At 48.3% G+C, this 15375-nt stretch carries 11 protein-coding genes, 1 tRNA gene and 2 pseudogenes; 9 read left to right on the forward strand and 5 right to left on the reverse strand.

Annotated features, from left to right (window positions below; all coding sequences use genetic code 11):
- Positions 1-13: 13 nt before the first annotated feature.
- The 4 genes and pseudogenes from JY391_RS19315 to JY391_RS19335 all read left to right on the forward strand — a co-directional run.
- A pseudogene (locus JY391_RS19315) lies at positions 14-193 on the forward strand (YagK/YfjJ domain-containing protein); the annotation flags it as partial.
- Positions 194-300: 107 nt separating this feature from the next.
- Positions 301-507, forward strand: coding sequence for a helix-turn-helix transcriptional regulator (locus tag JY391_RS19320; protein WP_071996437.1), 207 nt, complete (start codon positions 301-303; stop codon positions 505-507).
- Between the two features lie 96 nt (positions 508-603).
- Positions 604-1263: a hypothetical protein gene (locus tag JY391_RS19325; protein WP_211934864.1), complete on the forward strand. Its 660-nt coding sequence runs from the start codon at positions 604-606 to the stop codon at positions 1261-1263.
- Positions 1264-1651: 388 nt separating this feature from the next.
- Positions 1652-2118 (forward strand): annotated as a pseudogene (locus tag JY391_RS19335) (DUF7828 domain-containing protein).
- 238 nt (positions 2119-2356) lie between these two features.
- On the opposite strand, the gene JY391_RS19340 reads toward JY391_RS19335, so the two are convergent.
- From JY391_RS19340 to JY391_RS19350, 3 genes are all read right to left on the reverse strand, one after another.
- Complete coding sequence (locus JY391_RS19340) at positions 2357-2671, reverse strand: hypothetical protein (RefSeq protein ID WP_211934865.1); 315 nt, start codon at positions 2669-2671, stop codon at positions 2357-2359.
- A 16-nt stretch (positions 2672-2687) separates the two neighbouring features.
- Positions 2688-3659, reverse strand: coding sequence for a toll/interleukin-1 receptor domain-containing protein (locus JY391_RS19345; protein WP_211934866.1), 972 nt, complete (start codon positions 3657-3659; stop codon positions 2688-2690).
- Between the two features lie 80 nt (positions 3660-3739).
- Positions 3740-4255, reverse strand: a complete 516-nt coding sequence (locus JY391_RS19350; RefSeq protein WP_044863979.1) for a hypothetical protein — start codon at positions 4253-4255, stop codon at positions 3740-3742.
- A gap of 341 nt (positions 4256-4596) precedes the next feature.
- Here JY391_RS19350 and JY391_RS19355 point away from each other — a divergent pair, with 341 nt between their 5' ends.
- The 4 genes from JY391_RS19355 (at position 4597) to JY391_RS19370 (ending at position 12198) form a co-directional block, all read left to right on the forward strand.
- Positions 4597-5514, forward strand: coding sequence for a WYL domain-containing protein (locus tag JY391_RS19355; protein WP_211934867.1), 918 nt, complete (start codon positions 4597-4599; stop codon positions 5512-5514).
- 663 nt (positions 5515-6177) lie between these two features.
- Positions 6178-9276, forward strand: a complete 3099-nt coding sequence (locus tag JY391_RS19360) for a type I restriction endonuclease subunit R (RefSeq protein ID WP_211934868.1) — start codon at positions 6178-6180, stop codon at positions 9274-9276.
- Complete coding sequence (locus tag JY391_RS19365; RefSeq protein WP_211934869.1) at positions 9270-10904, forward strand: HsdM family class I SAM-dependent methyltransferase; 1635 nt, start codon at positions 9270-9272, stop codon at positions 10902-10904. Before JY391_RS19360 ends, JY391_RS19365 begins: the two co-directional genes overlap by 7 nt.
- Positions 10897-12198: a restriction endonuclease subunit S gene (locus JY391_RS19370; protein ID WP_211934870.1), complete on the forward strand. Its 1302-nt coding sequence runs from the start codon at positions 10897-10899 to the stop codon at positions 12196-12198. Before JY391_RS19365 ends, JY391_RS19370 begins: the two co-directional genes overlap by 8 nt.
- Before the next feature lie 308 nt (positions 12199-12506).
- Here the strand turns inward: JY391_RS19370 and JY391_RS19375 are convergent, their stop codons facing one another.
- Positions 12507-13769, reverse strand: a complete 1263-nt coding sequence (locus JY391_RS19375) for a tyrosine-type recombinase/integrase (protein ID WP_211934871.1) — start codon at positions 13767-13769, stop codon at positions 12507-12509.
- Positions 13770-13967: 198 nt separating this feature from the next.
- Positions 13968-14052: transfer RNA gene (locus JY391_RS19380), tRNA-Leu, on the reverse strand.
- A gap of 198 nt (positions 14053-14250) precedes the next feature.
- Between JY391_RS19380 and ahr the strand changes: the two genes are divergently transcribed.
- On the forward strand, positions 14251-15270 hold the full coding sequence (ahr, locus tag JY391_RS19385; protein WP_211934872.1) for an NADPH-dependent aldehyde reductase Ahr: 1020 nt from the start codon (positions 14251-14253) through the stop codon (positions 15268-15270).
- The last annotated feature ends 105 nt before the right edge of the window (positions 15271-15375 follow it).

Below are 15375 nucleotides of genomic sequence, written 5' to 3' on the forward strand. Positions count from 1 at the left end.
TCCGTGGCGATTCAAACCCTCTTATGAAGTCAGTATTGATAGACCGGTGAACTACGATGATACCGAAGCCATTGATAACCTGCGCTACATCATCAGCTATCTCGCCAAAGAAGAGCAAAAGCACGGTCACTATCACTACGGAGCCAGTGAGGTACCGCCACCCAGTGGACTGGGGCGTCCTCGCACGTTGTAACTTACGTTCTGCACTTTTTTACGTATCAATCCATTGATGTGGAAGGGCTGGTAGTAACGAGCAATCAACCACCAGCTCAGAATAATCCCACAATGGAAGACAGCATTATGACAGAACAAATTTCTTTGCTTGATGACCAACTGGTGGATATGCGGTTCCTCACGAAGCTAACGGGACTTACGGATAAATGGTTCTATAAGCTGATTAAAGATGGTGACTTCCCCAAACCAGTCAAACTGGGGCGCAGTTCTCGCTGGTTAAAGAGCGAAGTAGAAAACTGGCTTCAGGAACGTATTAACCAGTCACGTAAATAACACCACTCTGACCCTCCCCCCCGGCAAGAAAATAATTATCCGACTCGTTCGGAGGTTTTCTGCTGTCTGTCATTAAAGCCAGAAGGAATATGAACAATGAAAGATTACAAACCACGTTACGAAGAACTTTATAAATATTATCAGGTCTGGTTGACTGATTTTACGAAGCTAACGGTCAGATCGGGTATGTGTCACCAGAATATCTACCACCATCATACCCTGACGGTTGGCAGCCTTAAGTTTCCGGGAGAGGAAGAGGTTATTGCTATTGTCCCCCAGTGCCTGCACCGGATTATTTATGGCAGAGCAGCAGCCCCACTGACTGTTAATGATGACCTGAGTGTCAGTTTATTTACCCAGGAGCATCTGCTGGCTCACCATCCCATGCTGGAGGGGATTTTGCTGTCTGAGTGCGTGCGTTTAAAACAACGCCCTCTGGCAAATAAGCTCATCAGTTTGTTCCGCCAGTTCGGCGGTAGCGAGCTACGTCTGAAGCTGGTCTGGCTGTGCTGGTACGATTTGATGCTGGGGAATTGCCTTGATGACTGGACCGACAACCTCAGGTTCAAAAAAGACAAAGAGATGGATATCTGGATCAATGACCGGCAGGTTGAAAACCCTGCGCTGACCAGTCTGATGGACGAGTATGTCTGCTTTGCATGGCGGACGACAGCGGAACCACTGAATCAGGCTTCATCCATAGTCATGCAAGGAATAGCAGCTTCACGCGCTAGCTTTAAATCACGGTGGCACTGACGAGGGAGTACCTATCCTGCGCCCGCATTACGGCGAAGGTTTTTACAACGCTTACGTCAGAGACCCCGATGGCAACAAGCTGACATTCGCCTATTACACCGCACTATCCTGATAACGTTAAACCGGGGCCTTAGCGCCCCATCTGAAACTAAACTTATCCCGTAGATTTCAGAGGAGCATTGGACGAGTTGATAAATGCCGAGATGTCTGAATGTTTTTACGCCAGAACTCCATAGTGTGCCAACCAAAGAACAGTAACGACACCCCACATACGCTTACTTCGCCTCCTCCGATAAAACCTGGCTAATCCGCCATTCACACCCTGCCCGCGTAGCCCGTACAGGGACTGCTGACGCCTGCGTGTTGTCTGGCAGCAAGGAACTATACAATGTACGCAAAATCCTTTATCGCTCTCGATGGTAACGGTCGCTTGACCGGTGCCCGTACTGCGCAGACCGCCTCTTACGACAAGTATACCTACCACCTCTGCGGCAATACGCTGCAATACCATCTTGAATACCAGACGGAACACCCGAGGTTTGCACACCGGCCCGATATGCAGACTCTTCATGTGATCCGGCCTGGTTTGAACACGACCAGCGCTCAGTGATTCAACATGTGCTGATGAACTGTGCCCATCTGGACCCGGAAGTGAGGGCGGAGGCTCGTCACAGAAAGTTATGCAACACCATCAATGGGCTGGATGCATCGGTGACAACATGCTCTTGGTACTGTGTCTGGCGCAGTGGTCATTACTGCGAGGATAAGTATTGTGCGTCGTGTAGGACGGGCATTTACAGCATTGAACAATCCAGCTGGCAACTGAATTACTGCTGTAATGTCAGCCCTGAATAATCACTGTCAGCCAGGAAGACTAATACATTGCTGCCGCTGCTTTACGCGTGGCAAGTACCTACCGGATTTCTGTATGCCCCGTTGGGTACCCGCGGTGTTTAGCGACAGCTTCTTAAGAACTCCCCTGTTGCATGCACTCACCATTTCGAATGGTGATGAGCTGGTTACCAGAGAAATAATCCATCCCCCGACTTTTCCGCGAAAGAACTGAACGCGAGTGTGCTTTACAAGACCCTTATTATCTATCAGAACAAAACTTTTCCTGAAAGTGCTGTCGGCATTCAGCTATTGCTGAACATATAGGGCGCATGTGATAGGTTATTGCTGTCTGGAATCCCTTACCGGTTTGAAATCCCAAGTATTCAAGACTTATAACATCGTCAGTCTTGATCCAGCCACGCTCACCATGCTCACCGATATTTCCCTCACGATAAACGATGATTTTCTCCGGATAGTCAGGATTTTCACCTTCCTTCGAGAAAATCTCATAGCGGACATCGCCAGTGCGTTCATTGCTCAACAGCAGTACTTTTACCAGATTGAGTTGTACCATTGTTGCCTCCCGGTCCTCAGGACATACGTTGTTTTACGGATTTGAAGAATATATCCCACAAATGTTCTGCCATACCTTCATTAGTCAGTAATGTGTTATGACTGTTTCCGGAGAACCCCATCATCGTGCGAAAACCCAGAGACTGACCGTTATCCGCCAAACTTAAACTTTCGTTGTAGCTGTTTCGAACCATGCCGTCATGACTGAAACAGACTGAGCCTACCCCATGGAGTCTGTCACCACGCCAGACCCCACACTGCCCCGTCCGGGTACCGTGTAAATAAATCGCGCAGGTGAACGCGCTGGAGTCAACCGGTTGAAATTCCACTTCTATACCTGGGTTGCGTTGTTTTAGCTCGAAGAGAGAGTTTTCGAAATAGCGTGCAACATACTCAAAACCTTCACGGCTAGCCCGATCTTTATCGAGATCGCTGAATGTTTTTGGAAGCGAGAGATTGCCGGATCGGGGCTGTAAAACTGTATTTACCGACGGTGATAGTTGAGCCTTTGATGAAGTTGAAGCGTGGGGCACTTGGGTTGAATTGTTGGTATCAATACGGGCAGCAGCCTTTGATACTGCATCAACAACCTGCACAAACCCGTCATCATGACTGGGAAACTGAGTAATCGGTTTCCCATCTTTGGTTGCGGCCAGTAGCTTACCGAAAGGAAGATTATGCCATGCACAATTGCGCAAAATCACCGGGATGACTATCGCTTCCCCTCTTTCATGCCGCGCCATTGCATTCTTAATTTCAATATTCCAGCAATAATCCGATGCAATGAAGTCGCTACTGACTAACAGCAGAATAATATTGGCTTCGGCGAAATAGCGATCTATTTCATGCTCAAATTCCTGCCCAGGAGCAATACGTCGGTCATGCCACGCGCTGATTGTTCCCATACGTTTTAACGGTGAGAGATGCGTTTCGAGCTCGTTACGCAAAGCTTCATCTGCATGAGAATAGGAAAAAACGAGGGTAGCCATAAACGTTAATCTCTCCTGAAATATCCTTGATATACAGCTATTGTAGTTAGTGTAATAAGGGGCAAACAGCCCCTATGCGATTAACATGCACTCATCCCATCAGGAGGCATCTTAGGGTTGGTTGCAGCTTGGTTTACCAATTTAAGGATCGCTTCCTTGCCAAACTCCTTGCATAGACGAGCAATGTCCCTTTGTGCATGTGAGCGTTTATGTTGCGCGTGTAGCCTTGCGCATTTCCTCATAATCTTCTCCGGATCGGACTTCAGAGAATGAAGATCTTCTTTACTGATGAAAAAAACCGCCTGATTGGTGATTCCACCAACATCAGAGCCCGTTGAAACGGAATTTGTTGAGACAGGGAGATTCTTCAGCTTCAAGGAGTGAATGACCGCAGAGGCTCGTTTAACGCTAAAATCGGCATTAATTTCATACCCTGCAGTAGTGATCGTTTTTCCATCACATAAGGCTGCAAATACGCACAGGCTTGATTTTTGCAAACGTTTTATCACGTCAAGCATGATGAAATTACCTGAAAAATAAGCATTGAGCTTATGCCGCGCAATTTCGGGTGAATACTGGTCGGTTACTTTTTCCATCAGTTACTCCAAATCGGTTTATTGGTACCGTTACTGGAGCCAGGCTTGTCGATTACGTTGTGAATAACGTATACTCGAAATGCGATTAGCAGGGCTCAAGTGGCGGATTATTCCTCCGCAGAGGTTTTGTTTTTCTGGTGAAGGTTGTCTGCAAACAACCTTCACCATCCCTTCCAGAAGAAATACTCATACAGAACAATTGTTCTATCCAAATATTCCTCCAGAACGATACTGCTGATGATCAATTTATCAACAGATGTCAATCCTAACTCATTGCAAGAAGTAGATCAACATGTGATAATGAACAGTATACTTAGTGTATCATCTATTGGAGTGTTACGATGACAGAATTTCATGACGTTCATTTGGAACTGCTTGTTGAAGCTTATTCGCTTCCTCAGGCAGAGCGACTGGCGTACATCGATTTGTGTATACGCTACCTCGGCAGCATATCCAGGGCCGAAATTATGGCTGAGTTCAAAGTTGCACAGGCTGCAGCCTCAAAAGATCTTGCTTTATATCGGGAACTCAAGCCAGGTAACTGTAGTATTGATACGGCAACCAAAAGGACGATTATTTCTCATGGTAGCTATACTCCATTGGTGCAGATTAGTGTTCATACAGCGCTGAATCTGATCCAGTATGGTTTCTCTCGTTCGGAGTTGATGCAAAAACGTCCGATGCTGCCGATTGATGAGATAGACCCACTTTATCTACCCGAGCGTTTGAAAGAAGAACAGGTCTATGTTGTCACCAGGGCAATAAAAGGCCGCTATGCGATCAAATGCTCATATGGCTCAGAAAGTGGCGAGCATGGCAAACGGATACTATTTCCATCAGCATTATTTGTAGATCGGAAAAACTGGTACTTCAGAGCTTATGATCGAAATGATTCGGATCCAAACCTGAGTGGGTTTAAAAACTTTAAGTTATCGAGAATTTTTGATGTTGAGCAAGAGGAATCGATACTGCCGACGGTTGCAGAGTTGACGGACAGAGAATGGAATGAGGAGGTTACCTTCATCATTGCATTCAAAAAGGATCTTCGACCTGAGATTGTAGATAAAATCTCTCGCGAGTTTTCGATCAGCGGTAATGTGCATTCTGTTACATGTCGCGCTGCTTTGGCCTGGTACGTAAAGACCAACTGGAAAATAGATCTGACAGGAAATAACAATAATGGTTGGTTGTATTTTGATGTTCTGAATAAAGAAGCTTTACAAGAAGTTAAATGCCTGGAGAAGTTGTTTGAAGAGTAATATTTTCAGTCACTGCTCTTCCAAACTGGAGTTTGATTGCGGATGGGCAAGTTATTGCGCCAGCATTCGCTACCGTCTGTCTTATGCTAGGGGTGGCTCGGGAGACGTCACATGTTGATGATGCATAGTGGCTGAGACTGATAACGATTCAGCTTGCCCGCTAGTGGGTAGATGTACTGCCTGAGCGTCCTAACTTACTGATCCACCACAACCCGTATTCACAAGTTGAGCGATCTTCGTAGATGGTTTCACCGCTCTTAAGGTTCGTGCCATGCGGAGCTTTAGTCTGCACTATCTGTGACTTCACCAGTTATTTGAGAGAATTATGCAGAACCGGAACAGACTGCTGTTCTTCTATCTGAACCGCGTATTCGGATCGGACATGAACGTTGATTTCTGGTGAACAGCTGATCGATGTTCCAGGCGAAACATGATCGAGTAGAGCGGAATACGCAACTTTACAACTACTCATGATTTTCGCGATAAATTTCCGAGTCTGTCATGGCGATTATCATTTCGAGTAAAGCGCGAGAAATGTACTCGGGCAGTTAACAGAGAACGTGTAACATAGATATCAATTGAACAGTCATTACTGCCAGCCGTTCTGGGATTATGGGGCGCTGCATGGCCTGAGACGTGATAAAAATCAAAACAGGGTATACGATGAAATTCACCGAAGACACCCGGGTAAAAATCCCCGTCATCCTCCACCTGATACGGCTGGGCTACAGCTACCTGTCTCTGAAAGAACAACACTGGGACAAAGAAACCAACATCTTTCCTGACCTTTTCACCGCAGCAGTTGGCAGAATTAACCCCGGAATTGCGCCCGACGACATCGGGCGCCTTTTAAAAGACCTCACGCTGCTTCTCGACAACGACGACCTCGGCCGCGCCTTCTTTGAAAAACTCAGCGACCGTTCCGGCATCAAACTGATAGACTTCGACAATTTCAACAACAACAGCTTCCATGTCGTCACCGAACTGACTTGCGAAAACGGCGATGAAGAGTTCCGCCCGGACATCACGCTACTGATCAATGGCATGCCACTGATCTTTATCGAAGTGAAAAAGCCCAACAACCGCGAAGGTATCGTCGCAGAACGCAACCGCATCAACGAACGCTTTAAGAACCCCAAATTCAAACGCTTCGCCAATATCACCCAGTTCATGATCTTCTCCAACAACATGGAGTATGACGACAGTGACCCGGAGCCGATTCAGGGGGCATTCTACGCCAGCAGCTCATACAGCAACCCGGTATTCAACTACTTCCGCGAAGAAGAACTCTTCAACCTGACCAACTTACTGAAACCGCTGTCAGAAGAAACCGAAATCGCCGTTCTGAAAGACAACAACCTGGAAGTCATTCGTACCAACCCGGAATTTCAGACCAACAAAGATCACAACCGCCCGACCAACCGCCTTTGTACCGCGCTGTTGAGCCGCGATCGGCTGGCATTTATCCTGCGCTATGCGCTGGTGTACGTCGCCGAACCGGGCGGCATCCAGAAGCACATCATGCGTTACCCGCAGCTCTTCGCCACCAAAGCAATCGAGCGCAAACTGAACGCTGGCGTGAAAAAAGGCATTATCTGGCACACCCAGGGCAGTGGAAAAACCGCACTGGCTTACTACAACGTGCGGTTCCTGACGGATTACTTACAGAGTCAGCAGGTGATCCCAAAATTCTACTTTATTGTTGACCGTCTGGATCTGCTCCAGCAGGCGCAGCGCGAGTTCACCGCCCGTGGCTTAATTGTTCACCTTATTGACTCACGCGAAGCCTTCACCCGCGACATCAAAGCGGCGCAGGCGCTGCACAATCACCACGGCAAAGCGGAAATCACCGTCGTCAACATCCAGAAATTCCGCGATGACCCGGACGTCGTCACCATCAAAGACTACGACATCAACATCCAGCGCGTGTACTTCCTCGATGAAGTCCACCGCAGCTACAACCCCAAAGGGAGCTTCCTGGCGAACTTAAGCCAGTCGGACACCAACGCCATCAAAATTGGCCTGACCGGTACACCTCTGCTGGGAACGGACTACAACTCCCGCGATCTCTTCGGCGACTACATCCACAAATACTACTACAACGCCTCCATTGCCGACGGCTACACGCTGCGCCTGATCCGTGAAGAGATCGCCACCAACTACCGGATGATCCTGCAACAGGCGCTAAAAGACGTAGAAGTCAGAATGGGCGATGTAGATCGCAAATACATCTACGCCCATCCCAGCTTCGTCAAACCGATGCTGGACTACATCGTCACCGACTTTGCCAAAAGCCGGGGCGCGCTGAATGATGGCACCATCGGCGGCATGGTGATATGTGACAGCTCTGAACAGGCCAAACAGATGTTTGAATTGTTCAATGCCGACTACGCCGAATCGCCCACCGTTGCCAATGAAGTTACCGACGAAATGTCTATATTACAGGCCGCAGAACCCGCTGCCGTTTACCAGATCCACGCCAAAGAAACACGGAAAATCAAACGCGCCGCTCTGATCCTGCACGACATCGGCAGCAAGCAGGAACGTAAAGAATGGGTGGAACAATTCAAGGCGGGTGAGATTGACCTGCTGTTCGTCTACAATATGCTGCTCACCGGCTTTGATGCCAAACGGCTGAAAAAACTCTACCTCGGGCGGGTGATCAGAAAGCACAACCTTCTCCAGGCGCTGACCCGCGTTAACCGAACCTACAACCACTTCCGCTACGGCTACGTTGTGGACTTCGCCGATATCCGCCAGGAATTTGATGCCACCAACAAAGCCTACTTCGAAGAGCTACAGGCCGAACTGGGCGACGAAATGGAGCACTATTCCCGCCTGTTCAAATCGGCGGAAGAGATCCGCGAAGAAATTGAACACATTAAAGACGTTCTGTTCAGTTTCGATACGGAAAACGCAGAAATTTTCACTGACCAGATAAACCAGATCCAGGACCGGGAAACCGCGCTGGCGCTAAAAAACGCGCTGGCCGATGCCCGCAGCCTGTACAACCTGATCCGCCTCCAGGGCAACACTGAGTTTCTCCAGGCGCTGGACTTCAACAAACTCAACATCCTCTACCGAGAAGCCAGCCACCGCCTCGACTTACTCAACCTGAAGGCGGATCTGGAGCAGGGTGTTGACCTCTCCGGTCTGTTGAACCGTGCGCTGGAAGAGGTGATCTTTGAATTCCACAAAGTGGGCGAAGAGGAACTGGTGCTGGCTGACGAACTGAAAGAGACGCTGCGCCGTACCCGCGAGGCGCTGGCCGCCAACTTCGACCAGCAGGACCCGCAGTTCGTTAGCCTGAAAGACGAACTGGAGCGACTGTTTAAGAAAAAGAAACTCAGCGAAGTCACCCAGGAAGAAATGGTTGCGAATATTGGCACACTCAATAAAATTCATGACCGCATCAAAGAGCTGAACCGCCAGAACAACCTGCTACGCCAGAAATACAGGGGCGATGTGAAATACGCGCGAACCCACAAACGCCTGTGCGAACGCGGCGGCCTTAGCGAGCCGGAGCGTAAAATCTTCGAAGCGCTGCTTGGTGTTAAGCTGGATGCGGATGAAAAAGTGCTAAATAACAGCCAGATACTGAACAATGAAAGCTACTTTGAACGCCAGATCGTGTCATGCGTGCTGGAACACTTTGAAAAACAACAGAAGATCACTCTCAGTGCGAAAGCGGCTGGCGATATCAACCGCCTGATTGTGGCGGAATACCTGAACGAATTTAATACCGGAGCACGTACGTGGTAGAACTGGAATTTAGAGACAAAACCAAAACCCTGATCGATAGCCTGAAAAGCATTTGTGCTAACTACGGTCTGGGCAACGACGGTAACGAATTCAAAATCATCACTCAGGCATTTCTATACAAATTCCTGAACGACAAATTCGCCTTTGAAGCAAAAAAGGTGGATACAAGCATCGCCAGCGCCGAAAAATGGGAAGTTGCGCTCAATCAGATGAGTGAAGAACAGCGGGATAAGCTGCAACTGAAGATGAGCGCCGACACAGCGCGTCTGAAGCCACATCACTTCATTCAGTATTTATACAACCGTCAAAATGAGGCCAATTTCGCCACCACCTTTGACGACACCCTGATGGACATCGCCGCTACCAACAACGATGTCTTCGCGGTCAAAACCGACGGCGGTGCAAAAGTGGTGCTGTTTGAACGCTTGAGCCAGTACATCGCCGACGAATCAAAGCGCGACGACTTCTGCCGTGCCATTATCAACAAACTGGCCGATTTCAGCTTCGAGCGCATCTTTACGCAGAAATTCGACTTCTATGCCACCATCTTTGAATACCTGATCAAAGACTACAACAGCAACTCCGGCGGTAAATACGCTGAATACTACACGCCTCATGCCGTAGCACGCATCATGGCAGAAATTCTGGTACCGAAAGCGCAACAGGGCGTTGTGCGCAACGTAAGCTGTTACGACCCGTCCGCCGGTTCTGGCACGCTGCTGATGAACGTGGCGCACGCCATTGGGGAAGATCGTTGCAGCATCTTTGCCCAGGACATCTCACAGAAATCCTCCAGCCTGCTGCGCCTAAACCTGATCCTCAACAATTTGGTACATTCGATCCCTAACGTTATCCAGGGTAATACCATTTTGCATCCGTTCCATAAAGATGGCAGCATGCTGAAACGCTTTGACTACATCGTCTCCAACCCGCCGTTTAAGATGGATTTTAGCGACTTCCGCGATGCGCTGGACAGTAAGGAAAACCAGCAACGTTTCTTTGCCGGGATACCGAAAGTACCTAAAGCCGCCAAAGACAAAATGGCGATTTACCAGTTGTTTCTGCAACACATCATTTTCTCGCTGAAACCGGGTGGCAAGGCGGCGGTCGTGGTGCCGACCGGCTTTATCACCGCGCAGTCGGGTATTGATAAAGGGATTCGCGAACATCTGGTGAAAAACAGGATGCTGGCGGGCGTGGTTTCCATGCCGTCCAATATCTTCGCTACTACCGGCACCAACGTGTCGATCCTGTTTATTGACGCCAGCAACAAAGAGAAAGTGGTGCTGATCGACGCCTCGAATTTAGGTGAAAAGGTCAAAGACGGCAAAAACCAGAAAACGGTGCTGACGGAAGAAGAAGAGCAGCGTATCTGCGAAGCGTTTAACAACAATTGGAGCGAAGAGGATTTCTCGGTGGTGGTCAGCTATGACGAGATCGCCGGGAAAAATTACTCGTTCAGCGCCGGGCAGTATTTTGATGTGAAAATTGAATATACCGATATGACGCCGGAACAGTTTGCCGCGAAGATGAACGGGTTTACGGAGAATCTGGAAAGTTTGTTTAGCCAGTCGCGCGAGTTGGAAGCGGAGATTAAGAAGCAGATGGCAGGGCTGAAGTATGAGTAAGTTCATCACTGTGAAACTGAATGAACTGGCTGCTCCGGGTAGATCGGTTATATCTGGACCATTTGGTAGTAATATTGGCCAACGTTTTTTTAAAACTCATGGTGTACCGATTATTAGAGGAAATAATCTGACGACTGATTTTAAGAAATTTAACGATGATGGATTCGTTTTCTTAACAGAAGAAAAAGCAGATGAGCTCAAATCAGATGCCATCAAAGGCGATATTTTGTTTACGGCTGCGGGTACAATTGGTCAGGTGGGTATGATCCCGCAATCGGCGAAATATGACCGATATGTAATCTCAAATAAACAATTAAGATTCAGGGTTGATCCAAAAAAAGCAGAACCTGACTATGTATATTATTGGTTGGCAAGCCCCTGGATATACAAAACTATTATTGACAGAAATACAGGGAGTACAGTTCCATTAATTAACTTAGGGATAATCAAATCGTTACCGGTCTCTTTGCCAAAAGATATAATTGAGCAGAAGAAAATAGCTAGCGTTTTAGCAAACATTGACGAAAAAATCGTCCTCAACAACCGCATCAACACCGAACTGGAAGCTATGGCGAAAACGTTGTATGACTACTGGTTTGTACAGTTTGATTTCCCTGATGCCAACGGAAAACCGTATAAAACCTCCGGCGGGAAGATGGAATATAACGCTACGCTGAAACGGGAAATTCCGGTGGGTTGGAATGACTCTATCCTTGGTGAGTTTATTGAGTTAGAACGAGGTGTTACTTATAGCAAAGAAGATGTCAAAATTCAGGATAATAAAGATACGATTGGTGTTCTTCGCGCTACAAATGTAACAGGAAATGCTGTAGACATTGATGATTTGGTCCTCATTCCCTCTTGTAAGGCAAGTACAAGCCAAATGTTGAGGAAGTTTGACGTTTTGATAGTAATGTCAAGTGGTAGTAAACAGCATGTAGGAAAAAATGGTGTGTATTATTTTGAAAAACCTAATGCATTTGGCGCATTTTGTTCAAAAATAACACCAAACAATAAGTTTAGATACTTTATTAATACATTCCTTCAATCCGAATGGTTTAAGTCCTATATAAACAATCAGTGTATGGGAACTAATATTAATAATTTAACAAACACACATATCACTAAATGTGAGATTATATGCCCTGCTTCTGATGTTGTAGAGTTATTCGAGAATAAAATGATGCCAATTTATAATAAACTAGCATCAAACACTCAAGAAAATAGCCGGTTAACCAAACTCCGAGAATGGCTCCTCCCCCTACTTATGAACGGACAGGTCACGGTCAAATAATCCCCAACGTGTTTTGCGAGGCGTAGTCCAGCTCCATACTGCGCCTCACTCACCACAACCAAAACCTTGCCATCCATTTCTGTTCGGATATCACCCACATTTACCGGTATTTATTATTACAACACCCACCGACCTATAGCCGTCATCAAAAATCTTACTTTTCACTGTGATTAGACAGTCAATCCGGTTAAGTAAATCGCCGGGATATACATCATTATGAATATCCCGGCGATTTAGGGTATGTTTGTTTCCCTGGTGGAAGTGTCTTATTTAAAATGAATATTGATGAAGAGGTTCGTTCCAACTCATCACAATGGGTTGTTAGTTTTGGCATAGCCAAAGGGAGAGATAACTTTTTGCATATTCGCATCAAGATAATCCGCCCACCACTGCAGCATCAGCCTACGCTCCCCAAGATGCTCCGCCTTATGAATGTAAGCTGCTCGCACAGAGCTACGCTCCTGGTGACTCATCTGCCGCTCTACCGCATCCCTCGACCATAATCCCGATTCGATCAACGAGCTACACGCCATGGTCCTGAAACCATGCCCACAAACTTCCGTTTTCGTGTCATAGCCCATCACTCGTAGAGCCTTGTTCACCGTGTTCTCACTCATGGGTTTACGCGGATCGTGATCTCCTACGAAGATCAGGTCACGGTTCCCATTCATGCTTTTGATCTTTTCCAAGATAGCGAGAGCTTGTCGCGACAAAGGAACGAGATGAGGAGTCCTCATCTTCGAGCCACGTTGAGAATGCTTAACACCTTCCAGCGGTTCACGCTCACCAGGAATCGTCCACATGGCCGTTTCGAAATCTACTTCTGACCAACGGGCAAATCGCAGCTCGCTTGAACGGATAAAAACTAACAAGGTAAGTTCGACAGCAAGTCGGGTTAATGGTCTTCCGGAATAGTGATCGATACGGTGAAGCAATTCAGGAATGCGGTTAAGCTCCAGAGCAGCACGGTGCTGTCTTTTCGCCGTAGCAACTGCACCGGCAATCTCTTGTACTGGGTTGTAATCGATTAAGCCGCTCTGAACGGCAAACCGCATAATCGCGGTAGTTCGCTGTTGCAAACGAGCCGCAACTTCGAGTCGTCCGGATGATTCCACCGCTTTGATGGGTACAAGAAGATCCCGCGTCTTCAAATCAGCAATGTTCCGCTTACCGATGGCAGCAAAGAGATTATCTTCTAGGCTTTTCAATACACGAGCGCTATGTGATGCAGACCACTTCTGATTGCTGGCGTGCCAGTCTCTGGCGACCACTTCAAACGTTATCGCCTCTTGCTCCTGTTCTACCTTAACCGCTTTCTTGTTTTCACTGGGATCGACGCCGTTCGCTAAAAGCTTACGCGCTTCGTCTCGCCGCGATCGAGCATCAGCTAACGAAACTTCAGGATACTTCCCTAGCGCCAGCATCTTCTCTTTACCACAGAAACGATAACGAAGCCGCCAGTATTTTGAGCCGTTCGGATGAACAAGCAAAACCATACCGTCGCCGTCAGTCAGTTTATAGGCTTTTGCTTCAGGCTTAGCCGAACGAACCTTCACATCACTCAGAGCCATGATAAGTATCCTTTCAAGGGTTCTGTGTGGGTACAAGCATTATCGAACCGCGATATACCCACAGTTGTACCCGCATCAGTAAGTTGATGTAGATTGAATCAGGTTGGCTTAGGTTGAGTGAAAAAGCGAGGAAAGCCTTGCGGATACTGGATTTCAGGCACAAAAAAAGACGTCCGTTGACGTCTATTGATGTTCCGATGGTGCCGAAGGCCGGACTCGAACCGGCACGTATTTCTACGGTTGATTTTGAATCAACTGCGTCTACCGATTTCGCCACTTCGGCACTGAAGAGGTATGCGGAAAACGTTGTGGATTATACCTGTCGCTCGCAACCATGCAAGCAGTAGCATCTGCCTTGTTCACTAAGTGTTGAAAAAATCAGCATACCTTCCCCTCCTGACGCCATTATCCCCCCTTCTGCGAAGCATCGCGGTTTTCCATGCTCTACACTTCCAGTTCAACACCACACGAGGGAAACACGATGTCGATGATAAAAAGCTATGCCGCGAAAGAAGCGGGCAGCGAACTCGAACTCTTTGAATATGATGCGGGTGAACTCAAGGCAGAAGATGTCGAGGTAAAGGTGGACTACTGCGGTATCTGCCATTCCGATTTGTCGATGATCGATAACGAGTGGGGTATGTCGAGCTACCCGCTGGTGGCGGGACATGAGGTGATTGGTCGCGTGGCGGCCCTCGGCAGCGCGGCGCAGGATAAAGGGCTGAAGGTCGGTCAGCGCGTTGGCATTGGCTGGACAGCGCGCAGCTGCGGGCATTGCGACGCCTGTATAAGCGGTAACCAGGTCAATTGTCTGGAAGGCGCCGTCCCTACCATTTTGAATCGCGGCGGCTTTGCCGAGAAAATTCGCGCAGACTGGCAATGGGTGATTCCGCTGCCGGACAGCATTGATATTGAATCCGCAGGCCCACTGCTGTGCGGCGGCATCACGGTATTTAAACCGCTGCTGATGCACCACATTACTGCCACCAGCCGTGTTGGGGTAATCGGTATTGGCGGGCTCGGGCATATCGCCATCAAGCTCCTGCATGCGATGGGTTGCGAAGTGACCGCGTTTAGCTCCAATCCGGCGAAAAAGCAGGAAGTATTGGCAATGGGTGCCGATAGCGTGGTGAACAGCCGCGATCCCGAAGCGCTGAAAGCACTGGCTGGACAGTTCGATCTGATCATCAACACCGTCAACGTCGATCTCGACTGGCAACCGTATTTTGAAGCGCTGGCCCACGGCGGTAACTTCCACACCGTCGGTGCGGTGCTGAAGCCGCTGCCTGTCCCGGCGTTTACCCTGATTGCTGGCGATCGCAGCATCTCCGGCTCGGCAACAGGTACGCCTTTTGAACTGCGTAAGCTAATGAAGTTCGCCGGTCGCAGCAAGGTTGCGCCTACCACCGAACTGTTCCCCATGTCGCAAATCAACGAGGCTATCCAGCACGTTCGTGAAGGCAAAGCCCGTTATCGCGTGGTGCTTAAAGCCGACTTTTAATCGCTTCTACCGGGCGGCATTCGCTACCCGGTCCTCTCGCCCTCTTTGGAACCCTCCTCGCAATCTGTTGAATAAAGCGGTGAAGAGTGCCGCACGGTTGCCTAT

The organism is Citrobacter sedlakii (assembly GCF_018128425.1).
Lineage (GTDB): Bacteria > Pseudomonadota > Gammaproteobacteria > Enterobacterales > Enterobacteriaceae > Citrobacter_A > Citrobacter_A sedlakii.

Coding starts and splice junctions, on each gene's coding strand:
- ahr (WP_211934872.1), top strand. CDS start 14,251: ATGTCGATGATAAAAAGCTATGCCGCGAAAGAAGCGGGCAGCGAACTC.
- JY391_RS19360 (WP_211934868.1), top strand. CDS start 6,178: ATGAAATTCACCGAAGACACCCGGGTAAAAATCCCCGTCATCCTCCAC.
- JY391_RS19325 (WP_211934864.1), top strand. CDS start 604: ATGAAAGATTACAAACCACGTTACGAAGAACTTTATAAATATTATCAG.
- JY391_RS19375 (WP_211934871.1), bottom strand. CDS start 13,769: ATGGCTCTGAGTGATGTGAAGGTTCGTTCGGCTAAGCCTGAAGCAAAA.
- JY391_RS19320 (WP_071996437.1), top strand. CDS start 301: ATGACAGAACAAATTTCTTTGCTTGATGACCAACTGGTGGATATGCGG.
- JY391_RS19355 (WP_211934867.1), top strand. CDS start 4,597: ATGACAGAATTTCATGACGTTCATTTGGAACTGCTTGTTGAAGCTTAT.
- JY391_RS19350 (WP_044863979.1), bottom strand. CDS start 4,255: ATGGAAAAAGTAACCGACCAGTATTCACCCGAAATTGCGCGGCATAAG.
- JY391_RS19345 (WP_211934866.1), bottom strand. CDS start 3,659: ATGGCTACCCTCGTTTTTTCCTATTCTCATGCAGATGAAGCTTTGCGT.
- JY391_RS19340 (WP_211934865.1), bottom strand. CDS start 2,671: ATGGTACAACTCAATCTGGTAAAAGTACTGCTGTTGAGCAATGAACGC.
- JY391_RS19370 (WP_211934870.1), top strand. CDS start 10,897: ATGAGTAAGTTCATCACTGTGAAACTGAATGAACTGGCTGCTCCGGGT.